Origin of the sequence: Lihuaxuella thermophila (assembly GCF_900110165.1) — a bacterium.
GTDB classification, from domain to species: domain Bacteria; phylum Bacillota; class Bacilli; order Thermoactinomycetales; family Thermoactinomycetaceae; genus Lihuaxuella; species Lihuaxuella thermophila.
In genome coordinates this window covers 137,912-159,946 of sequence record NZ_FOCQ01000008.1, presented here as the reverse complement: position 1 = coordinate 159,946, position 22,035 = coordinate 137,912, and the positions used below count along the sequence as shown (strand labels likewise).

Sequence of the window (22,035 nt, the reverse complement as noted above, 5' to 3'; positions counted from 1 at the left end):
CGGACCAATAACCCATAACTAAATGTTTTGGCTAATTTAATCTCCACACGACCCCTTGTGTGGTCTTTTTCTTTGCCGTTAGGAGATTACGTATTCAAGTAGTTTATTTTGCAAACCAGTTTTAATAGGCGAAAAAACCGGCTCAACGGCCGGTTTTTTTCAATTTCATTATTTAATATCATATTTTTCGATCAACTTTTCGAACTTCTCCTTTACAGCAAGGCGCTCATGATCGAACAGTCCGTTTTTCATTCGTTTCATCAGCTGTTTACGGGTAATCACTCCTTCACGGTACAGTCGATTTAATTCTTTCCGCACTTCCTCGGGGACCATTTTAAAATCACCCATAGGTGGAAACCTCCCTGATCTTGGTGTCCATATAAATGAGAGGATACAACAACCTTGCAAATAACATGACGCGTTCGATTTCTATTTTTTCATATGCATCAACCGGCTTGCCGGTAATGGACAAAACCCCGATTCGGGTTGATGGATCCGCGCCCGCTTTGAGCGGAACACAAAGAATGGTTCTGTAATACTTATTGGAATGCGCTTTGCGGTCATATTCATATTGCGGGTCTTCCACATCAGGAACATAATAGACTTCATTGGTGCGCCATGCACGTCCGGCAGCGCTATTGTCAATCGGCGGTTCATAATCCTTGACCCGGTGGGAATGGCCGCTGGAATGCGCATAATGAACCAATACATCATCTTTTTTGGGATGTTTAATATGAATCACTACCCTTGGATTCTTTTCCCGAAACCCCTTAATCGTATTGATGAGATAATCCAGTAAGTTAATATAAATATCCGCGCGATTCTGCCTGAAATTTTCTTCGTTTGCAATGGCGGACGCAACTTCATCGGCAGTATACATCACCTGGGACATCGCATAAGTTTCGTCATCATATTTTTCGTCCAGCTCTTCGTATAAGCTTTTGATTGTCTCAATTTCATGTACCATTTCAATGACTTCTTGTGTTTTTTCTTCAAGATCCGCTTCCTTTTCCTTTAATAAGGTTACCAGATCTTGAATCTCGGATTCCAGCTGAATCATTTTTCGTTCAATCTCTTCTTTTTCTTTCCGCAAAGAATCCAGCTGGATCTGGGTGAGTTGACTTGTATCATTTGTAGATCTGCCCAGCCAATCGCTTTGCCCGGTCGCATAGCGATAAAAATGGACAAGAAAAGTAGCCACCAGGCCAATCGCAACAAAGTAGCCCAAAAAATCGAGAAACCAGCCGGTATTTTTATCAAAGGTCTCAGCGATTTTTAATAGGTCATCGGTACTCATCTTCCTTCTCCTTCCTGTGAAGGATTAAAAACGTTCGTTATTTTAGTAAATATTTTATGTATCCCAGACAAATCCTTCATATATTTTCAAAAATTTCTTCAATGAAGCATGTTGTTTTGCAAATAATACTTTAAACAAACGGTAAAAGAGCCCCTCGATCTGCACCCTGGAGCCCTTTTACGTTTGCTGCTCTTGCAAGTTAACTGGCGACGGGGAAGGATCCGGAGATCAATTTTGGAGCATCAGACAGATAGGCTGTATTTCTCAGATACAGATAAATTTTTTCCAAAAAAGCTTCCTCATGACCGGAGTCTGTTTGAATTTCCGGCCATAAAGTTTGCACCAACTTGACGGCCAATTCATTTCTCACCCGGCTATGTAATTCATGTCGACGCAGCAAAAAAGATTCAAGCACCAGAAAACGATCACCGGAGATCGGCGCCAGCCGTTTAAATATTTCTATCTCCTCTTGTCTGAGAAAAAGGCTTGAATATTCAAGAACCAATTCTTTGGGCTTTTTGTGTTCATAAATCACCAGAGTACCAGCCACGATATCTCCCAGCCGTTTTTCTTGGCGATGAATGAAGATGGTGACCATCCCCAGCAAATAAAATCCCGGCAATAAATCGGCCAATTGCAGCAGATTGCGCAAAAAAACCGCGAGGAAACCGGGGCTTCCCCCATTATCCTGGATCACGCGAAGATTCATTACCCGTTTGCCGATCGTCTGTCCTTTCATCCAGTACTCGGTACAGGTAAAGTATGCAAGCGGGATGGCAGATAACACAAAAATGATGATAGCCAGAAGGATGGAAGGCATGTCATCCTGACCAACCATTTCTGAGATCAACATGCCAAACATGCCGAGCGGAAACATAACGGTTCCCATGCAAAAAAAATCAATGATTTTTGCCAAAGCCCGCGTCCCGATCCCGGCTGTCGAAAACGGGATTTGGACATGTTCGGGAGTGTGGATGATGACAAAGTTCTTCATCAGAACCTCCTTTAAACCCGTGATTTCATTATATTATATTTCATGTGCATATTATGAAAAAGCGCTGACGAAATGGTACACTTGAAAAGGAGGTGACGGGCAGTGTCAGAAGTGATAAAATCAACGAATCATTTAGGAAACTTTGTAAAGTCGAACCAGCAAACCTGGTCTCGATTGGAATATCTTTTGGAACAGCTTTCTTACGGCACTTTACATAAAGCTGAATTGGATGAATTGGGGGCTGTGTATCGCAAAGTCTCCTCGAATTTAGCCTACGCCCAAACCTATTTTCCGGAACATGAAACCACTGAATACTTAAATCAGCTTGTTATTCGCGCTCATAACCTCCTGTATGGGACGGTTAAAAAAGGTTATGCGAAAAAAGTTTTGCGCTTTTTCACGTTTGAATTTCCTTTTTTGTTTTACCAGAGATCCCGTTTTTTCTTTGTTGCGGCAATCGTGTTGTTTGCTGGTTTTCTGCTTGCGTTTGCCCTTACCTATTTAAATCAGGATTACGCATCGTATTTCCTCCCTCCGGAAATCGTTCCGCATGCCAATCCGGAAGAAATCGGCCAACAGCAATGGGATCATGCGATTGTTTCCAGTGAAATCATGATCAACAACATTCAAGTCGCGTTTATGTGTTTCGCCTGGGGAATCCTCTTCGGAATCGGGACGGTTTGGAGCCTCTTTCTCAACGGAATGCTGCTGGGTGCCTTAGCTGCTCTTTATCACCTGGCCGGCGGCAGTTTTGAGTTTTGGGCATTTATCTGGCCCCATGGCGTGATCGAATTAACAGCCATCTTCATCTCGGGAGCGGCCGGACTCTCCTTGGCATACCGCCTTTTTGTGCCGGGAGATCTCACCAGGCGTCATGCATTAATCCAAGAAGGGAAAGTAACCATCAAATTAATGCTTGGAGTCATCCCTATGTTTATGATTGCAGGAGTGGTTGAAGGTTATCTGACTCCCGCCCCCTGGCCGCATTGGACCAAATACCTGATTGCCCTCCTTTTGTTGATCCTTTTAATGGTGTACTTCGGGTGGCCGTTTTTAAAATATGGAATCAGTGTGAGTCAGCACCGGAATCACCATCCGCTCAGATTTGGCCATAGACATCCACATGTCGGTCCATATGACCGAAAATAGATATGCTAACGTAACGCGGGGTGGAAACACATGGCTCAACCTTTTCAAAAACTAAGAGAGCAATTGGAAGAGTGGAAACTGAAACTGCCCGGCAGATGGGGAGTGTGGATTGAAGACTTAACAACCCGCGATAGCTGGGAATGGAACGGCGACCACTCTTTTTATGCCGCCAGTGTGATCAAGGTTCCGATCATGGTTGCTGTTTTCCGTGAAGCTTGGAAAGGCCGCTTCGCTCTCAGCGACGAAATGACCCTTACTCCGGAAGCACAAGTGGGGGGAGCCGGTGTCCTTCAACATCTGACACCCGGACTCAAAGTATCAATCCGCGACTTGACCACCTTGATGATAATCCAAAGCGACAATACCGCCACCAACCTGCTCATTGAGCTCGTAGGCAAAGATGCCATTCATGAAGCGATGACTGAACTTAACATGAATGGGAGCCGATTCTACAACCCGCTCATGATTCTGCCTGCCGACCGTGAAGGTGTAAACACAATCACTCCCCGGGATCTCGCAAGCTGTTACCGAAAAATCGCCAAAGGGGAAGCGGTATCTTATCATGCCAGTTTGCAGATGATCAACATTCTGAAGAAACAACAGATTCGGGATTGTTTCCCTTCTCTTCTTCCTCAAACAGACCCGGATATCATCGGCAGCATTCCGGCATGGGAACTGGCACACAAAACAGGGACGGTGACACGTGTACTGCACGACACGGGCATCCTGTATACAGGTTCTCATGCAGTTATTATGGTGGCATTAAGCGAGGATTGTTCCTACCGGGAAGCAAAAGAGCAACTGGCCCAACTCGCCTTTCGGGTCTATCAGGCTTACCGGCAACAATAAGTCCCGCAAAAGCGCCGGTTCGTCTGTCCTTCAACCCGTGAAAAGGATCCGGCATTTCTCGGCTTCCGATTCCAATCGGGAAGTGGCGACCAGGAAACCCAACGCTACCTTCGCCACTCTCCCTCAAATACAAACGCGGCCGGACCGGTCATGTAAACATGGTTATCGTCTTGATTCCACTCAATATGAAGATCGCCGCCTTTCAGATGAACCACGGCCCGGCGGTTTAACTTGTTTGTGAGCACCCCGGCGACAACCGTCGCACATGCTCCGGACCCGCAGGCAAATGTCTGTCCCACTCCGCGTTCCCAAACGCGCATGGTTACCTCATCCGGAGAGTGGATGGTGATAAACTCAATATTGGCTTTCTGCGGAAAGACCGGATGGGTTTCAAGAAATGGGCCCCATCTTTCCACCGGAAAATTGGCCGCATCTTCCACTTCGATCACCGCATGGGGGTTTCCCATCGATACCCCGGTAAAAACAAAGCTTTTTCCTTTTACTTCAATCCGTTCGTTCACCGCCCTGTCTGATCCGACGCAAACGGGAATCGCCGAGGGCTTGAGCACAGGTTCGCCCATGTCCACCCGGACTTGATGAACCCGTCCGTCTTCCGCTTGCAGCCAGACGGTCTGTACCCCTATTTTTGTTTCGATCGTAATTTGTTCTTTTTGCGCGGATAGGCGTTCATAATAATACTTGGCCACACATCGCACAGCGTTGCCGCACTGTTCGGCCATGGTCCCGTCAGCATTAAAAATACGCATCGCAATATCCGCGCGATCCGTCGGGTAGATAACGACCAGTCCGTCTGCTCCGACACCCGTATGCCGGTTGCAGAGGGACACTGCCAATTCAGACATTTCTTCCGCATTCGGCTTCCTGTTCTTGTATACAAGAATAAAGTCGTTTCCCAAACCGTGCATCTTCGTAAATCGCATATTTTTTCCTCTCTCTCTTTACGATTGCAGAAATCATTATAACACAGAAAAAAACGCCTGCTGTAGCTCCCGATCTGATCCCGGTTGTTTCAACCGTTAGTGATTCCCTCCCCTCCCCGCTTGCGAAACCCGCGAAAAACACACAAGAACCCCTGCTCCCTCAGGGAAGCAGGGGTTCGCTCAGCGGTTTTATCCTTCCAATAACAGCAACTCCGGATCTTCCAGCATCTCCTTGACCCTGACGAGAAATTGGACCGCTTCACGCCCGTCGATCAGCCGATGATCGTAGGAGAGTGCGATATACATCATCGGGAGGCTTTCGATGCTGCCGTCCTTCAGGGTCACCGGCCGTTTTTGGATCGTGTGCATCCCCAGAATACCCACCTGGGGAGCATTGAGGATCGGGGTGGATAAGAGGGAACCAAAAACACCGCCATTGGTAATCGTAAAGGTTCCCCCCGAAAGATCGTCAAGGGTAAGGGTGTTGGAACGGGCTTTTTCAGCCAGGGAAGCGATTTCCCGTTCTATCCCGGCAAAGCTCAGGCGATCCGCATTCCGCACAACGGGAACGACAAGACCTTCGTCGGTAGCCACAGCGATCCCGATATCGTAGTATTTCTTGATCAGGATTTCCTCGCCGCGGATTTCAGCATTGAGCAGAGGAAACTCCTTCAAGGCACCGACCACGGCTTTGGTGAAAAAGGACATGAAGCCCAGTCCCACCTCGTGCCGCTGGCGGAACGCCTCTTTACGGCGCCGGCGTATGTCGATGACGGCTGACATGTCCACCTCGTTGAAGGTGGTCAGCATCGCAGCGTTGTGTTGAGCCTGGACCAACCGGTTGGCGATAGTCAGCCGACGGCGGGACATCCGCTTTCGTTCCACTGGCCTCATCGGATCTTCGGGCGGCCGATCCTTCCCTTCCCGGGGAGCGACGCTTTTTGTGACCGATTCTTCTTTGGCGGGAGACGGATCTGTCGGCCGCTTGCCCACATCATCCATTCGAATCCGCCCCAATGGATCGCGTCCTTGTACGCGGTTCAGGTCTATGCCATGCTCTCGCGCCCGTCTTCTGGCAGCGGGCGAGGCGATCGGTACAGAAGGGCTGGATTTTGGTTTCTCTTCCGGCTGTTCCTCCCTCCGCCTCTCGGCCGTTTCTTCCTCTTTTGTATTCCCGGCCGTCTGTTCCTTCAAATGCGCGATCACTTCGCCGACTTGCACATTTTCCCCCGCTGGTTTCACGATCTTTTCCAAGATCCCCGGGTTTTCGGCCTGGATTTCCAAGTTCACCTTGTCGGTCTCCAGCTCCAGCAGAACCTCCCCTTCACTGACGGAGTCACCTTCTTCCTTCAACCAGCGGGCAATCGTTCCTTCGGTTATCGACTCTGCCAGTTCAGGTACTTTAATTTCAATCACATCCGTTCCCTCCCCTGTCCGTTTTGGGGTTCACCAAGATCCAGCGCTTTCCTCAAAATGCGTTTTTGCTCGATGTGGTGTAGATCGGGAAGACCTTCCGCCGGACTGGATCGCTCGGGACGGCCCGCATATCCCACGGTCGCCCCTTCCGGCGCAACAGACCGGATGCGGGGCTCCATATAACTCCAGGCACCCATATTGCGCGGTTCTTCCTGTACCCAAAGGATCTCCTTCAGATTGGGCAGCCGTTGTATGACGGCCGCAATCTCCTCTTTCGGAAACGGATACAGTTGCTCCACGCGAAGGATGTGCAACCCGTTCCGCTGATGGTGATCCGACTCCAACTCGGTTTCCAGATCGATCGCCACCTTGCCGCTGCAGAGAATCAACCGCTTCACCCGTCCGGCTGATTCCGGCAATCCGGGTTGTTCCAACACTTTCATAAACCGCCCTTCTTCAAAGGCTGAGACGGGGGATCGCGTTCGTTCATTGCGGAGCAGGCTTTTCGGGGACATGATGATCAACGGACGCGCTTCCTCTTTTCCTGTCAGAGCCGCTTGCCGGCGGAGGATATGGAAATATTGGGCCGCCTTCGACAGATTGACCACAGTCCAATTATTTTCGGCGGACAATTGCAGAAAACGTTCCAAGCGGGCGCTGGAATGTTCTGGCCCCTGCCCTTCGTAGCCATGGGGGAGCAACAGGACAAGGCTGGATTTCTGCTTCCATTTCGCACGGCCCGCAGAAATAAACTGATCGATGATCACCTAGCCCGCGTTGGCGAAATCCCCGTACTGTGCCTCCCACAGCACGAGAGTTTCCGGCGCGAAGACATTGTAACCGTATTCGAACCCCAACACGGATGCTTCCGACAACGGACTATTGTGGATGGCAAAGGAAGCCTTTGCCTGTGTGATGCGATGCAGAGAGCAGCAGGAACGTCCGGTTTCTGGATCGTGCAGGATCAGGTGACGTTGCGCAAAAGTGCCCCGCTCCGTGTCCTGTCCGGTCATGCGGATTGGGGTACCGTCCCTTAAGATGGTGGCAAAAGCCAGGGTCTCAGCCAGTGCCCAATCCACCTTTCCTTCACCATCCAGAGCCTCCGCTCGCCGCTTCAACACCCGTTCCAATTTCGGGTAAATGTTAAAATCCTCCGTCGTGTCCATCAACTCTGCATGGATCTCGCGCAGGGTTTCTGCCGGAACCGCCGTCTTCAACTCTGACACTTCCGAAGGAGCGGACCGGGACGGAGACATCATTTCCTCCAGCTCCGGATTTCCCTTCTCTTTTGCCTTTTGAAGGGCATTCCGCAGCCGTTCCTGCACCTCTCCTTCCATCTCTTTCACCCGGTTCGGGGTGACTACTCCGGCTGATTGCAAAGCCTTGGCATAGGAAACACGCACACTGGGGTGATTTTTGATCTTATCGTACATCTTTGGCTGGGTGGCCACCGGATCGTCCATCTCATTGTGCCCGAACCGGCGGTATCCGATCAGATCGATCAGGAAATCCTTTCGGAAACGCCTCCGGTACTCATAGGCAAGATGAACGGCTGCCAAGCACGCCTCCGGATCGTCCGCGTTGACATGAACGATCGGGATCTCAAAACCTTTGGCAAGATCGCTGGCATACCGGGTGGAACGGGCATCGGAGCTTTCAGTCGTAAAACCCAGCTGGTTGTTGGCGATAATGTGAATCGTGCCGCCCGTATGATAACCCCGAAGCCTGTTGAAGTTAAGCGTCTCGGCAACAATGCCCTCACCGGGAAAAGCGGCATCCCCGTGTACGAGGATGGCCAGCGCTTTCGTCACATCCTGTTGTGGATACCCGGATCGGTCACGGCTCTCCTGAGCCGCTCTCGTATATCCCTCTACGACGGGATTGACGAATTCCAGATGGCTTGGGTTGTTGGCCAGGGTCAAACAGGCGTGAACCGTATCCCCTTCATCGTATTCCCGGTCTGCTCCCAAATGGTATTTGACGTCTCCCGTCCAGCCGTAGTTGATCCCAACAGACCCCTCGGAGGGAACCAGGCTCTTGTCGGCTGCGTGATAAAACTCGGAAAAAATGACCTCATAGGGTTTTCCCAACACATGAGCCAGTACATTGAGGCGGCCCCGGTGCGCCATTCCGATGTTGACATGTTGGACCCCGTCATGCGCTGCATCATAGATTATTTCATCGATCATCGGCACCAGCATATCGATTCCTTCAATAGAAAATCGCTTTTGGCCCGGGAAGGTCCGGTGCAAAAATTTTTCAAACTCTTCCACTTCAATCAGCCGCTTTAACAAATCGATCCGTTTTTCCGTTGACAGCTTGTGGTGAATAACTCCCGATTCGACCATATGGTTCAGCCACTCCCGTTCCTCGGTGTCATGGACATGAGTGAACTGGTAGGCCATTGATCTCGTATAAATCTCCCGCAGCCGGTTGATGATATCCATCGCGGTCCGAAACCCCTCTGTTCTCTCCGGCCAAATGATTTCAGCAGGCAGCGTTTTTAAATCTTCCTCGGTCAGATCGTACGCAGCCGGTTCGATCAGACGGGCATCTACATCGGCCTCTTCCTCCAGCGGATTGATACGGGCGGCCAAATGTCCGTAAGTACGGATGTTTTGGACCAGCTTTTGGGCCGCAACTGCTGTTTTCAACATCGCCGGACGGGCTGCAAGATCCGGAGACTCCCCGGGTGGCCGGGCACCGGAACCCATCAAAACAGGCGGGGCTCCCCATCGGTCGAACACGTGCTTCCAGTCCTCTTCAACCGAATCCGGGTTATTCCTGTACCGTTCGTATAATTCGTGAATATATCCGAGATTGGGTCCGTCAACATACCGCCATGGACTTTCTTTGGCTGTGTTTTCCGTTGTCATTCAGTGATCCCTCCAACTGCTCTTCCCGGAGAGAAACCAAAAGAAGAGCAGGAGACTCTCCTATTCATTACATACCTTATTTGCCAGTGAACAAAACACACGTGCTGAAAATGTACTCACCCTGCTCCGGAAAATATTCCTGTCACATGAGGCCTGTTTTTCCGTTGTTTCACTGTCGTTTCAACTCCATGCCAAAAACAGAATTTAAACTTATGCTTGATTGTTCACATTATTGTTTGTAATATTTAAGTAATATAACTGTAATATTTATGTAATCTATCTGAAAATATATCTTCTTTAAGGATGGTGGACAAAAGTGAAGATTATGGTAGTCGGGGGAGCCGGCTTTATTGGCTCTCATGTCGTGGATGCTTACATACAGGAAGGTCACGAAGTAATAGTAGTGGACAATTTCAGCACAGGTAAAAGAGAAAATGTAAATAAAGAAGCCAGAGTGTATGAACTGGATATCTGGTCGGACACCGAACAACTGGAATCTGTTTTCCGGGCGGAACAACCGGAAATCGTAAACCATCATGCGGTACAGAAATCGGTTCCGGAATCCGTCAAAAATCCCGTATTCGATGCAAAAATCAATATCCTGGGCACTTTGCACCTCTTAGACCTCTCAGTGAAATACAATGTGCAAAAGTTTATTTTCATCTCCTCCGGAGGTGCCCTGACCGGTGAAGCGGACCACATTCCCACAACCGAAGAAATGGACCCCCAATTGATTTCGCCTTATGCGATCAGCAAGTACACGATCGAAAAATATCTTCATTTCTATCACATCACCTTCGGGCTCAACTATACCGTCCTTCGATATGCCAATGTGTACGGGCCCCGGCAAGCGGGAGGAGGAGAATGCGGGGTAACGCCGATTTTTATGAACAACCTGTTGAATGATCAACCATCCGTTCTGTTTGCCTATAGTGACATGCCGAAAGGAACGACCAGAGATTATGTATATGTGGAAGATGTTGCCACAGCAAATGTGTTGTCTATAAGCAAAGGAGACCACAGCATTATCAATATTGGCACGGGAAAGGAAGTATTTACCGAGGACTTGTACTGCCTCGCACAAAGCATCATCGGAAAAAACATTCCACTGATCAGGGAAAAAGAAAGAACCGGGGATGTAAAAAGAAGCGCATTGGACTGTTCACGAGCCGAAAAACTGCTTGGATGGAAAGCGAATACCCCCCTCAACGAAGGACTGGTTAAAACTTTTATTTCGATGCGAACCGCATCCGGACAACAGACACAATGAGATGCTTAACAAGTCATCCGTGCACGCCAAAACGCATGTCCCTGTTCTCGTATTGAGACCTGTAGTCACTTGTTCCCTTCTTCCCTTTGATGGTCAGTCAAAGCCTGACCTATTTGAATCCCTGTCATTTATGGCAGGAACATAAAACGGGATCTTGTTGAATACAAAGATAATAACATTGAATGTCCGTATTAAAGGGGAATACGATGGCTACTTACATACCTGTCCGGTTAACTCGTTCTCAAATGATTTCCATCATCAGAAAGGGGTTGAAAAAAACTCATTCTCCAAAAAAGATCATCATTGTCGGCGCGGGTATGGCAGGACTGGTGGCAGCTTCGTTGTTAAAAGAAGCCGGACATAACGTGAAAATCCTTGAAGCTACCGAAAGAGTGGGAGGGCGCGTCTACACGGTTCGCTCTCCTTTTACTGAGGGCCAGTATTTGGACTTAGGTCCCATGCGTATTCCCAGTATCCATGATTTGACTTTGGAATACATTCGTAAATTTCGTTTGCCGGTAAATCCCTTCATCAATGTTACTCCAAATGACATCATCTATGTTAACGGGATCAAAACCCGTCTTAATGCTTATGAGCGAAATGCTGATATACTCGGATATCCTGTAGCTCCACTCGAGAAAGGGAAAACAGCCGAACAATTAGTTTTACCATTGCTGAAACCCGTGATCGATTTGATCAACCAAAATCCATCGGAGAATTGGGCATGGGTCGTGCAAGAGTTCGATAAATACTCAATGGACACTTTCTTGAGATATCCTCCCTATGGACAAGGCTTGTCTCCGGATGCCATGGAAATGGTGAAAGTGCTGCTTACTCTGGAGGGATTGCCGGAGCTCTCATTTTTGGAAATCTTGCGTGAATTTATGATTCTCTTCAACCGTGAAGTTACTTTTTATGAGATTACCGGGGGTAACGACCTTCTCCCCAAAGCATTCCTCCCGCAATTGAGAGAGGACATTCTCTTCGGTCAAGAGATGAAAAAAATAGTGCAACACGACAACCGGGTAACCATTTATTCCATCAATCCCAAAACCTTAAAGTCATTGGAAATCAGCGGTGACCTTGCCATTGTTACCATCCCCTTTACGGTTTTGCAACATGTGGAGGTCGAGCCGCGCAGTTCTTTCTCCCATTATAAATGGCAGGCCATCCGTGAACTTCATTATGTGTCGTCCACAAAGATTGGCATCGAATTTAGAAGCAAATTTTGGGAAAAAGAAAACCTTTTTGGCGGCAAAACCATAACCGACCTTGCCATTCGAAGTACGTATTATCCCAGTCACGGCATCGGTAAAAAGGGGCCGGGAGTCATTTTAGCCAGTTATACATGGGAAGACGACGCAATGCCCTGGGATTGCTTGAGTGAAGAACAACGAATTCGACAGGCATTGAGTAACCTGTCTGCCATCCACGGAAAACAGATAACCAACGAGTTTATAACGGGAATCTCCCACAGCTGGGCCCAGGATCCCTATGCGGGCGGTGCTTTTGCGTTGTTCAAGCCGTATCAGGAAACAGACATTGGTCCCTATATTGCCACTCCCGAAGGAAGGGTTCACTTCGCTGGCGAACATGCTTCAACGGCTCATTCCTGGATTCAGGGAGCGATTGAATCCGGGATACGAGCCGCTTATGAAATCAATCACTTGCCTGGATAATTCCTCCATGATCATCTCAACGGGGATCATTCTCGGATTACATTCGCATACCCATCATATTCCCGGATCCATACCGCCTGAGCCCGCGATAAAATAATGCTGTGCCTCCAAAGACCAAAAGCATCACTACCCCGATCGCAGCCCCAAAAAAGAGCGGTTCTACTTCCCGGAGCAGTCCAATCGGCATGTAGGAGATGAATCCGGCCGGCAGAACTGTAAACAGCACCACTTTGGTCATTCCCCGGAAGATATCAGTCGGGTAGGTGGCAAAGGTGACCAGCAACTCTTGCCCGATAAACCCTTCCGAGTGGCCGACGTAAAAGGCGAGAGACTGCACGCAAACAGAAAAGAAAACAAAGATCAACATGGAGAGGAACAATGCTATCGAAAATTTGAGCATACCACTCCACGTGTGTTTGCCGAAGCAGCCGAAGACGAGCAAAGCGAAGATCACGTCACCCAACGCAGAAACGGACATCCGGGAGATTAAGAGATTCAACAGGACAGGCTTCGGCTGGGCCAGGTAGGTATCCAGCTGGCCGGTGACGATGATGTTTCCGATGTAGTCAGCATTCCCAAAAAAAACATTGGCAAGTCCAAACCCACCTGCGACTACAGCCCAAAGCATCATCACATCCGACACGTCCCACCCGTTGACGAGTTTGAACCGATGGAAATAGATCTGCCAAAAGAAAATCCAAACGAAATTGTTGATGATCATCATGCCCGCCGTCATGAAGAAACTCAAACGAAATTCCATGGCACCGGCAAGATTGAGCTTCCAGCAAGCAAGGGCAAACCGAATGTATTTAGCCACCGTTGACATTCAGTTTCCGCACTCCTTTCTGATAAACCACCCGAAGCAAGAACGAGAGGATGGCAATCCAGAGTAACTGGATCAACAGCATTTTGGCGATCATCATCCACTCAAAATGCACCCCTGCTTTCGCTGCGAAATAGGCCACGGTTTGGAAAGGCAGCCATTCGGAAATGGCTTGCAGATATCCAGGGAATATTTCCAAAGGCAACATCAGACCGCCAATAATAAACAGCATCTTCTGGTATACAAAGACAAGACCGCGTGTCTCCTCTACCCAAAATGAGGTGAGAGACAGCATCATCGTCATCAGATAGTTAACCGTAAACGATCCGATCGAGACGATCAGAAATCCGAATAAGCCTAAACCCAAGCGGGGCCACCCGAATAAAACCAGACCGAGAGCACTTCCGAGGATGATATTTACGATGAGACGAACATACGCTTCCCCCAGGTAGGAAAAATAGTGATAAAGAAGATAGCTCATGGGGCGGGTCAGTTGATAACCTACATCTCCCTTTTTTACTTCTTCTTCAATCTTGACCGGCAGACGCGGCGACGACAGAATAATCGCTTCGGCGAAGATCAGATACCAGATCATCTGTTCATAGGTGTATCCTTCAATCACCTCATTACCTTCTCCTTGATAAGTGACCCGCCACAGTTGGACAAAGATGAATAAAATGACGAGCAAAAACCAGGAACGAATGAAGAAAGAGCGCAGGTACACAAAGTTATTGCGAACAGTAATGTACCCGACAGAGAGATATTTAACGGCTTTGCCGGAAAACAGGCTTTTGGCTGAGAGTGTATTCATTTAATCAACCTCCTCTCGACGCTGTTCATAGATGTGCGTGATAATCTCCTCCATCGAAGGATCTTCAATCGTTACGTCAACCAACTGATAGTTTTGGACGATATAAGAGAGTACGTTTTCAATGGAAATTTGCGAAGTATCCACAGAAAGACGGATGCCGGCACCTTTTTGTTTGACTAACTTCACACCGGGAACATTGAACTGCCCAGGCACTTCCTGCAATTTTAAGTGAATGGTTTTGTGCTTTAAAAATTGGCGCTTCATATTGGATACCGTGTCATCCAGAATGATCTGACCATGATTGATGACGATGGCCCGTTTGCAAAGCTGTTCGATATCGCCGGCATCATGGGAAGTGATAAACAGCGTCGTGCCCTCTTCTTTGTTCATTTCTTTGATCAAGTCACGGATTTTATGTTTCACAACCACGTCAAGACCGATGGTTGGTTCATCAAGAAAAACGATCTGCGGACGATGCAACAGGGCAGCAGCCATTTCACAGCGCATCCGTTGACCAAGTGACAGTTTTCGCACGGGAATGTTCATCAACGCCCCCAGTTCAAACCGCTCGATCAGCTCATCGCGCCTCTTAAGGTAATCAGCCCGCGGAAGCTCGAAGATCCGGCTCATCAGCTCGAACGTATCGATCGGTGGCAAATGATACCATAGCTGTGACTTTTGACCGAAAACAGATCCAATATGAAAAGCCAGCTTTGCCCGCTCCTGCCATGGATTGAAACCAAGCACCTCCGCGGATCCTTGAGTTGGATGAAGAATTCCGGTCAACATTTTGATGGTGGTAGATTTTCCGGCCCCATTCGGACCGAGAAACGCCACGATTTCACCTTGTTCTACTTGAAAGTCAATCGGATGGACCGCGGTGACCTCGGAGAATGTCGGGTTAAATAAACTTTTCAATGATTCGAGAAAGCCGGTTTTCTTGTGTTTGACAGCAAAGGATTTTGAAAGTCCTTTTACCTTGATGGCCAGAGTCATGGTGCTCTCTTCTCAAAGTTTTTACCGACTATTTTAAACCATATGTATTATCTATGTATACCGTTTTGATTCTCATTTTTGTATGATCTGTTCCAAAAACAGGATTCCCGTTCCGTGTTCCATCAGATCCGATTAAATAAATTTCCAACATTTACATCTTTCTTTGCCGGCTCATAACGGTTATTCTATTTTTGGACACGGGGAAGAATTCGAAAAAACCGGGAAACTCGTATGCGGAGTTTCCCGGTTTTTTTTTGCTCCACCAATGCTCCGGCTTCGGCAGCATGGCGATACAATCAATAAAAAGACAACATAAAACCCGGCCTTTTATAGTTAAAAAGCCGGGCGTTGTTTCATTCAATTCGTTACAGGCATAAGCTTAATGAACATTTAAAACAGGTCGGGATCGTGTCTCCTCGGTGTTGCACCATACAAGGACTTACAGCTTTACCGCTTCACCCGTTTCCGCCGATTGATACAGAGCGTTCACGATTTGTTGCAAGATCACCCCTTCATGTGCCTTGCTGATCGGTTGGGTACCGCTGAGGCAGCAGTCCACAAATCGCTCGATTTCCCGCTCGTGATAATCTTTTTTCGGCAGATAGGCCGGAGTGATGTCGATCAGGGTTTCGTGTTTTTCCTGGTAGATCTTAAGCGGGAACACATCGGCTCCGCCCTGGTCACCCATCAAAGACACCTGCATGACGTCGTGTTTTTCCACATTGGCAGCAAAAGCGGATTCCAAGATTAAAGTGGCTCCGTTTCTGAACTTTATCATGCCGAGCGCCATGTCCTCGACGGAGAAGTTTTGGTAATCCCAGCTTCCCAGAAGCCCAACCCCTTTACGGGTTCCGATTTTCTGATAAGTACTGCCGAGTACGAGTTCCGGTTCCGGATATCCCATCAGGTAGAGGGCCGTATCCAGCATGTGCACACCGATATCGATCAACGGACCTCCGCCTTGCAATTCCTTGTTGGTAAATACACCCCAGCCGGGAATCCCCCGACGCCGGATGGCATGACAACGGGCTGCATAGATTTCGCCCAATTCACCAGCATCAATAAATTTTTTCAACGTTTCCACTTCGGGAGAGTGGCGGTAATGGAAACCATAAGTAAGAATTTTGCCGGCTTTCTCCGCTGCTTGGGCCATTCGCTCCGCCTCTTCGGTCGTCATGGCCGGCGGTTTTTCACAAAGAACATGGCATCCGGCTTCCAGAGCAGCCAGAGTCGCCGGTGCATGAAATTTATTAGGCGTACACACACTGACTGCATCCAGTTTCACGCTTTTTAACATTTCTTCATAACTGGTAAATACATGAGGAATATTGTATAATTCAGCGCACTCTTTCGCTGTTTTTTCCACCACATCGGCAACGGCAACCACTTCTACTCGCCCGCCCAATTTCTTGTAGTTGTTCAAATGGGCTCCTCGCGCGATCCCACCTGCACCAATAATCCCTACACGAAGTACGTCTGTCATCGTCTTTGTCTCCTTTCAAAGCAACAATAAACTACTGCATAACAGGTCCGGATTCATCGTGTCCGGCAAATCAATCGCGTCTCCGGTAATGTGGATCATCTGCACGTCAAAAGCGCAGATGATCCAATCTCTTACCACCAGTGGCCGGGAGCGGCCCTTAATCATGTAACTTTTCAAGCCAATTGGCGGGTGTCACTTCGATCGGCAAAGGCGCCGGCCTCTTGCACTGACTTTGTAATTCGTAGTGCGAACCGCTCTCAGCAGCATCATGAAACCCGTGCATGATATCCAGCACGTGATAAGCCAGATCACCATTGGCGCGATGTTCCCGGCCGCTCCGAATTGCGACTGCCATATCGGCAACGCCGATCCCTCTCTTGTTTTCCGTAAAGCCGTGAGTGAGCGGCACCTTGCTCCATTCCTCTGCTCCCTGGCGGCGAACATAGACCGGGCCGCCAAATGTATTGGGATCGGGCACACACAATGTACCTTCCGTGCCGTAAATTTCAATAAACGGGAGACGGTGATGCCATACATCAAAGCTCGTGATCAGTGTTCCGATGGCTCCGCTTGCAAAGTCCAGCACACCGGCGATATGCGTCGGAGATTGCACGGTAATTTCCTGCCCGTATTTCGGCCGGCTGGTAATCATCCGTTTGGGGAAAGTAATCCGTGCCGATCCCGTCACCCGGTTGACCGGACCGATCAAATAAACGAGAGTCGTCAGATAATAGGGTCCCATGTCAAACATTGGCCCTCCGCCGACTTGGTAATAAAAGGCCGGATCGGGATGCCAGCTCTCATGGCCGCGGCACATCATAAAGGCATTGGCTGCCACCGGCTCGCCGATCCAACCGTCATCGATCAGCTTGCGGCAAGTTTGAATGCCTCCTCCTAAAAAAGTGTCGGGGGCTGACCCCACCCTGAGTCCTTTTGCCTTGGCGGTCTGCAAAATTTTTTGCCCTTCTTCCCTGGTAACAGCCAGCGGCTTCTCCACATAGACATGTTTTCCGGCCGACAGTGCCGCCAGACAAACCTCCGCATGAGCCTGAGGGACGGTCAGATTAATGACCAGCTCGATGTCGGGATCAGCGAGCAATTCATCCACCGTGCAGGCTTTGGGAATATGAAATGCCTCCGCGCTCGCTTTGGCCCGCTCCACATCCAGGTCGGCACAAGCCACTACATCGAGCACGGCAAACTCTTTTAAATTACGAAAATAAGTTGCACTGATATTTCCGCAACCGATGACACCCACCCTGACTTTTTCCATGAAACCACCTCCGCTCCGGCCTACTGCCCTCGAATGGGAATGCCCAGCTTCTGTTCGACATAGTCGCGGCAGATCGTCAAACTGTTCAGCGGCGTACTGGTAGATTGATCAATTTCTACCGTCATCCAGCCGTCATAATTGATTTCTTTCAACAGATCAACGATGCCTGGCAAGTTGACCGTTCCCAGGCCCAACTCGCAAAAGATCGGCAGGGCTTCTGTTCCCGAGGAAACAGAAACTGAATCCGCATCCCCGTCATCCAGGGTGACATCTTTCAAATGCAGGTAAGCGATCCGATCTTTATATCGCCGCATCACTTCAACCGGATCCATTCCCGCTTTGGCCAAATGTGCCGGATCCGGACAGAAAAACACATAGTCCGGATCGGTCAGTTCCATAATCGCATCCACTTCGTGTTCGTCTTGGATCTCCGTCCACAGATGAGGGTGTACACAAGCTTTTACCCCCAGGTCGAAACAGCGTTTCGCCGCTTCGTTTATCGTTTCCGCTGCGGTTTTCAGCAGATCGGGAGTCATGCCACCCTCCGGCCGGGGGCCACCTGGTCCAAAGACAATCCTGTCGCTGCCACACGCTTGTAAAAAACGGGCCACGCGGGTATTGTAATCGATTACTTCCTGTCGTTTGCTTTTGTCGCTGAACCTTCCGCCGCCATATAAAGCGGAGAGAACGAGGTTGTGCTGCTGCAGCAACTCCTTAAATGCAGCCACGTTATTTTCATATTGCAATGCGATATGCGTAAATGTTTCACAAGCGCGATATCCGAGACCGGAGGCCTCAGCCAACCCTTTAAGAAGATCTTCTCCCCAAGTGATCAAATGGCACGATATGCGTATCGTCACCTATTTCTCCTCCCATATAATCCTTGGTCGTGATATTTCCGCTCGTGCCAAGCAAAACCCGCTCTCATTTCCCGGTATCCAGGGTCAGGAAGGATCCACTTCCGAAATTTTAACCCAGCTTCCGGTTTCAACGGATTTTTCTACTGACGCCAACACCAGTTGATTGCGGTATCCATCCTCAAAGTTGGGAGCCGGGCTGGTTCCGTTGACGATCCCTTCCATGAATTCTTTCATCAGGTTGATAAAGGTGTGTTCATATCCGATAATGTGTCCGGCTGGCCAATATGCCCCCGCATACGGATGATGTTCCTCAGTACAGTTGATGGTCCGGAATCCTTGCAGGCCCGGCTCATCATCCGTCAAATAAACCTGGAGATTGTTCATGTTCTCCAAATCCCAGCGGATCGAGCCTTTTTCCCCATTGATTTCAAAGCGGTTGCCGTTCCGGTTTCCAGCGGCGAAACGAGTCGCTTCAAAGACTCCGACCGCTCCGTTTTCAAAGCGGGCCAAAAAGGCTGAACAGTCATCCACATCGACCTGCCCCATTTTTCCGCTGTTCGCCGAAGCATTTAAACCTCCGGTCATCTCCCCGAGAGGCCGTTCTTTGATGAAGGTTTCCATCATCCCGACCACTTCGGAAAACTCTCCGACCAGGAAACGGGCCAAGTCGAGAATGTGGGCCGCAATATCCCCGTGGGCTCCCGAACCGGTCACCTCTTTGCGCAGTCGCCACACCAGCGGGAACTTCGGGTCCATAATCCAATCCTGCAAATATTGGGCCCTGATGTGATAAATTTTGCCAAGCCGTCCTTCCTCAATCAGCTTTTTGGCAAATTGCACGGCAGGAGCAAACCGGTAGTTGTGGCAGATCATGTGGACCACCCCGGCTTTTTTCACCGCATCTACCATGCGTTTCGCCTGCTCAACCGTCATCGCCAGCGGTTTTTCACAGAGGACGTGTTTACCGGCTTCCGCTGCGGCGATGGCCATTTCCGCATGAACATTGTTGGGAGTTACGATATCGATGACATCGATGTCGTCGCGCTCGAGCAGACGGCGCCAGTCCGTTTCATAGGAAGCCCAACCCATCGTTTCTGCTGCCGCTTTGACCCCTTGTTCGTCACGTCCGGCTATCGCTTGCAACACAGGCACCGCCGGGGTATCGAAGAAATAAGGAAGGTTGCGGTAGCCGTTGCTGTGCGCTTTGCCCATAAACTTGTACCCGATCATGCCTACACGTACTTGTCTTTTGTTTACGCCCACCAAATTTCACCGATCCTTTCTTTAATCAATAGGTTTTTCAAGAAAGCAACCGCTTTTTGGAACCCTTCATCCATCGACATCAGGCTGTCCTCGTGCTCTATGCTGATAACCCCATCATAGCCTACCAGCTGCGGCGATCTCCTTGTTGGGATGAAGCGGGTTTCCGTGGCAGCTGAGAGCGCTGATCTCCAGTCCCCGGCTTTCGACCGCTTGTTTAAATCTTTTGAGATCGCTTTCATTTTCGAGTAATTGATCCGCATTGCAATGAGCGGTTCCCGGATAACCACCAGTGCCGATTTCCACAGCGTCCAGACCGCTGGCTGCGATATAATCCAGTGCCTCTTCCAGGCTCTTTTGCCCGAACAACACCATAAATACCCCGAGTTTCATACTATTTCCCCCTTCTGGCGTGTAAAATGGATCGGTTGACGGGATGCGGGCTCGTCCAGGCCCCACTCAACCCCGAATCAACACGTCACGCCTGTTGGCAAGAAAACAGAAAGGCAACCAACACGACACAACCAAAACACTTAATAATCGAAAGACTTATAATATACGAATTAACCGTACCACTCCCCACCGACTTTGTCAATTGATCAAACAAATATAACCCTGATCCCGTTTGAGGAATCCAAGGATCAGATGGTCGGATTTTAACTGCAAGAAGCATAGATCTATTCATAAATCGGGAAATGTACCTCTAACTTCTCTCCGGTGGGTTTTCAAAATTGTTTATAAGTATGTTTAGTGGATATACAAAGGTCAAGTCAATCTGCTTATCCGGGATTCGCCTTATCGGGCAATCATTTCAAAAAACCTTGCTCCTTTAAATGATCTATACTGATCTTCACGCTGACGAGCGGGGAGTGATCGCGGCATACATCCTGCTCTACGATATACCACTCAACACCGGAGGCTTCTCCCGCCGCAAAAATTGCGTTCAGGTCCAGTCGGCCGGTCCCCACTTCTGTGAAAAAACCCTCTTCTCCCTTTTCCATGTCCTTTAGATGAACCACCGGCACCCGTCCGGCATAGCGTCGGATCGCGGCCACTTCATCTTCCCCGCCTTTGCGGATCCAATACAAATCCAGCTCTGCCAACACCACCGAGGGATCTGTTTCTCTGTACAAGACGTGCAGCACAGCTTCTCCGTCTATGCGATGTGCCAGTTCAAAATCATGGTTATGATAACCAAAACGCACATGCTGTTTCTTACAGTGCTCCCCGATGGCAGCTAATTCCGAAATCAACGCTCTGGCCTGATCGGTGTCGGCCAATAATTGTGGGTCCACCCACGGACAGACAATGTAGTCGCAGCCGATTTCCTTATGAAAATCGATCGTCTTCTGCAGTTCTTCCCCACGGAGAGAATGCAGGGCGACATGGCTGGAAACGGGCTGAAGCCCCACTTCATCGATCATTTGTTTTACTTCCCGGGCGGAATAACCATAAAATCCGGCAAATTCAACGCCTTGATATCCCAAATCAGCCACTTTGCGTAACGTTCCGAAGAAATCATCGGCACACTCGTCCCTGAGTGTATACAATTGCAAACCGACCCCATGCCGACCCATCCATAACACCTTCCTCGCTATTTGTAATCGATTACATTCATAAACGAGTTAAAGTTAAAACTCTTTAGCATGTTACGCAAACAAGATAACAAAATTAGGCCGGCTTGTCTACCGGGAATTTATTATTTCTCGGGCTCCTGGTTATTTGTCGCAATTTTTCGTGGATCATTCACTTCTAATTTGACTATCGAGCATCGCCTCCCTCTACTACACCATTCTGGATGGTTTGAATTAATTTTTTGATGAATATAGTCAAAATCACTTCCTTAATAGTCAGATACACACTTTAGAAGGATGATCTCAAATGTTCCTCACTTCTGCTTTATTTACATCCATTTAACAGGTGTACAAACAAAATGCCCTTGCCAGTGATGCAATCCACCATTTACTTTCTGTTTACTTTTTAGTTTTAATGAGTTTGTATTGCAAACTTGTTTGGGATTAAAGTGGGTATGGCACAACTTCAGAAAAAGATCGAGGA

At 48.9% G+C, this 22,035-nt stretch carries 17 protein-coding genes and 2 pseudogenes; 4 read left to right on the top strand and 15 right to left on the bottom strand.

All coding sequences use genetic code 11. The annotated features are described in order from the left end of the window. Positions 1-168: 168 nt before the first annotated feature. The 3 genes from BMW55_RS10825 to BMW55_RS10815 all read right to left on the bottom strand — a co-directional run bounded on the left by BMW55_RS10825 (position 169) and on the right by BMW55_RS10815 (position 2,291). Entirely contained in the window at positions 169-348 is a 180-nt protein-coding gene (locus BMW55_RS10825) for a hypothetical protein (protein WP_089968769.1), read from the bottom strand. Next, positions 341-1,297, bottom strand: a complete 957-nt coding sequence (locus BMW55_RS10820) for a GAF domain-containing protein (RefSeq protein WP_089968765.1) — start codon at positions 1,295-1,297, stop codon at positions 341-343. Before BMW55_RS10820 ends, BMW55_RS10825 begins: the two co-directional genes overlap by 8 nt. 199 nt (positions 1,298-1,496) lie before the next feature. Then, positions 1,497-2,291 (bottom strand): RDD family protein, encoded by a 795-nt coding sequence (locus BMW55_RS10815; protein ID WP_089968760.1) that lies wholly within the window; start codon positions 2,289-2,291, stop codon positions 1,497-1,499. A 102-nt stretch (positions 2,292-2,393) separates the two neighbouring features. On the opposite strand from BMW55_RS10815, the gene BMW55_RS10810 reads away from it, so the two are divergent. Both BMW55_RS10810 and BMW55_RS10805 read left to right on the top strand, forming a co-directional pair. Further along, positions 2,394-3,440, top strand: coding sequence for a stage II sporulation protein M (locus BMW55_RS10810; RefSeq protein ID WP_089968755.1), 1,047 nt, complete (start codon positions 2,394-2,396; stop codon positions 3,438-3,440). Positions 3,441-3,470: 30 nt separating this feature from the next. After that, positions 3,471-4,289: a serine hydrolase gene (locus BMW55_RS10805; RefSeq protein ID WP_089968751.1), complete on the top strand. Its 819-nt coding sequence runs from the start codon at positions 3,471-3,473 to the stop codon at positions 4,287-4,289. Between the two features lie 104 nt (positions 4,290-4,393). On the opposite strand, the gene dapF is transcribed toward BMW55_RS10805, so the two are convergent. From dapF to BMW55_RS10790, 3 genes and pseudogenes are all read right to left on the bottom strand, one after another. Then, a complete protein-coding gene (gene dapF / locus BMW55_RS10800) occupies positions 4,394-5,230 on the bottom strand; it encodes a diaminopimelate epimerase (RefSeq protein ID WP_089968747.1) in 837 nt (278 codons plus the stop codon). Between the two features lie 189 nt (positions 5,231-5,419). Further along, positions 5,420-6,646 (bottom strand): 2-oxoglutarate dehydrogenase complex dihydrolipoyllysine-residue succinyltransferase, encoded by a 1,227-nt coding sequence (gene odhB, locus BMW55_RS10795; RefSeq protein ID WP_089968743.1) that lies wholly within the window; start codon positions 6,644-6,646, stop codon positions 5,420-5,422. Beyond that, positions 6,643-9,522 (bottom strand): annotated as a pseudogene (locus BMW55_RS10790) (2-oxoglutarate dehydrogenase E1 component). The gene odhB and the pseudogene BMW55_RS10790 overlap by 4 nt, the downstream one beginning before the upstream one ends. Positions 9,523-9,847: 325 nt before the next feature. On the opposite strand from BMW55_RS10790, the gene BMW55_RS10785 reads away from it, so the two are divergent. Beyond that, complete coding sequence (locus tag BMW55_RS10785) at positions 9,848-10,792, top strand: NAD-dependent epimerase/dehydratase family protein (RefSeq protein WP_089969022.1); 945 nt, start codon at positions 9,848-9,850, stop codon at positions 10,790-10,792. Between the two features lie 206 nt (positions 10,793-10,998). Beyond that, positions 10,999-12,471, top strand: a complete 1,473-nt coding sequence (locus tag BMW55_RS10780) for a flavin monoamine oxidase family protein (protein ID WP_089968740.1) — start codon at positions 10,999-11,001, stop codon at positions 12,469-12,471. A 37-nt stretch (positions 12,472-12,508) separates the two neighbouring features. Here BMW55_RS10780 and BMW55_RS10775 read toward each other — a convergent pair whose 3' ends face one another. The 9 genes and pseudogenes from BMW55_RS10775 to BMW55_RS10735 all read right to left on the bottom strand — a co-directional run bounded on the left by BMW55_RS10775 (position 12,509) and on the right by BMW55_RS10735 (position 21,554). Next, positions 12,509-13,297, bottom strand: a complete 789-nt coding sequence (locus BMW55_RS10775; protein ID WP_089968737.1) for an ABC transporter permease — start codon at positions 13,295-13,297, stop codon at positions 12,509-12,511. Then, complete coding sequence (locus BMW55_RS10770; RefSeq protein WP_089968733.1) at positions 13,281-14,105, bottom strand: ABC transporter permease; 825 nt, start codon at positions 14,103-14,105, stop codon at positions 13,281-13,283. The genes BMW55_RS10775 and BMW55_RS10770 overlap by 17 nt, the downstream gene beginning before the upstream one ends. Beyond that, positions 14,106-15,101, bottom strand: a complete 996-nt coding sequence (locus tag BMW55_RS10765) for an ABC transporter ATP-binding protein (protein WP_089968730.1) — start codon at positions 15,099-15,101, stop codon at positions 14,106-14,108. Between the two features lie 439 nt (positions 15,102-15,540). After that, complete coding sequence (locus BMW55_RS10760; protein WP_089968727.1) at positions 15,541-16,584, bottom strand: Gfo/Idh/MocA family protein; 1,044 nt, start codon at positions 16,582-16,584, stop codon at positions 15,541-15,543. Between the two features lie 157 nt (positions 16,585-16,741). Then, positions 16,742-17,857, bottom strand: a complete 1,116-nt coding sequence (locus BMW55_RS10755; RefSeq protein WP_089968723.1) for a Gfo/Idh/MocA family protein — start codon at positions 17,855-17,857, stop codon at positions 16,742-16,744. Positions 17,858-17,877: 20 nt separating this feature from the next. After that, positions 17,878-18,717, bottom strand: a complete 840-nt coding sequence (locus BMW55_RS10750; protein WP_089968719.1) for a sugar phosphate isomerase/epimerase family protein — start codon at positions 18,715-18,717, stop codon at positions 17,878-17,880. Positions 18,718-18,801: 84 nt separating this feature from the next. After that, positions 18,802-19,947, bottom strand: coding sequence for a Gfo/Idh/MocA family protein (locus BMW55_RS10745; protein WP_089968716.1), 1,146 nt, complete (start codon positions 19,945-19,947; stop codon positions 18,802-18,804). A gap of 165 nt (positions 19,948-20,112) precedes the next feature. After that, positions 20,113-20,370: pseudogene (locus BMW55_RS10740) on the bottom strand (sugar phosphate isomerase/epimerase family protein); the annotation flags it as partial. A 413-nt stretch (positions 20,371-20,783) separates the two neighbouring features. Then, on the bottom strand, positions 20,784-21,554 hold the full coding sequence (locus tag BMW55_RS10735; protein WP_089968712.1) for a sugar phosphate isomerase/epimerase family protein: 771 nt from the start codon (positions 21,552-21,554) through the stop codon (positions 20,784-20,786). Positions 21,555-22,035 lie beyond the last annotated feature (481 nt).

Excerpts from the sequence above, each read along its gene's own strand:
- BMW55_RS10820 (WP_089968765.1), bottom strand. The coding sequence starts at position 1,297 with ATGAGTACCGATGACCTATTAAAAATCGCTGAGACCTTTGATAAAAAT.
- BMW55_RS10755 (WP_089968723.1), bottom strand. The coding sequence starts at position 17,857 with ATGGAAAAAGTCAGGGTGGGTGTCATCGGTTGCGGAAATATCAGTGCA.
- BMW55_RS10765 (WP_089968730.1), bottom strand. The coding sequence starts at position 15,101 with ATGACTCTGGCCATCAAGGTAAAAGGACTTTCAAAATCCTTTGCTGTC.
- BMW55_RS10760 (WP_089968727.1), bottom strand. The coding sequence starts at position 16,584 with ATGACAGACGTACTTCGTGTAGGGATTATTGGTGCAGGTGGGATCGCG.
- BMW55_RS10825 (WP_089968769.1), bottom strand. The coding sequence starts at position 348 with ATGGGTGATTTTAAAATGGTCCCCGAGGAAGTGCGGAAAGAATTAAAT.
- BMW55_RS10815 (WP_089968760.1), bottom strand. The coding sequence starts at position 2,291 with ATGAAGAACTTTGTCATCATCCACACTCCCGAACATGTCCAAATCCCG.
- BMW55_RS10805 (WP_089968751.1), top strand. The coding sequence starts at position 3,471 with ATGGCTCAACCTTTTCAAAAACTAAGAGAGCAATTGGAAGAGTGGAAA.
- BMW55_RS10780 (WP_089968740.1), top strand. The coding sequence starts at position 10,999 with ATGGCTACTTACATACCTGTCCGGTTAACTCGTTCTCAAATGATTTCC.
- dapF (WP_089968747.1), bottom strand. The coding sequence starts at position 5,230 with ATGCGATTTACGAAGATGCACGGTTTGGGAAACGACTTTATTCTTGTA.
- BMW55_RS10775 (WP_089968737.1), bottom strand. The coding sequence starts at position 13,297 with ATGTCAACGGTGGCTAAATACATTCGGTTTGCCCTTGCTTGCTGGAAG.
- BMW55_RS10745 (WP_089968716.1), bottom strand. The coding sequence starts at position 19,947 with ATGATCGGGTACAAGTTTATGGGCAAAGCGCACAGCAACGGCTACCGC.
- BMW55_RS10735 (WP_089968712.1), bottom strand. The coding sequence starts at position 21,554 with ATGGGTCGGCATGGGGTCGGTTTGCAATTGTATACACTCAGGGACGAG.
- BMW55_RS10785 (WP_089969022.1), top strand. The coding sequence starts at position 9,848 with ATGGTAGTCGGGGGAGCCGGCTTTATTGGCTCTCATGTCGTGGATGCT.
- BMW55_RS10770 (WP_089968733.1), bottom strand. The coding sequence starts at position 14,105 with ATGAATACACTCTCAGCCAAAAGCCTGTTTTCCGGCAAAGCCGTTAAA.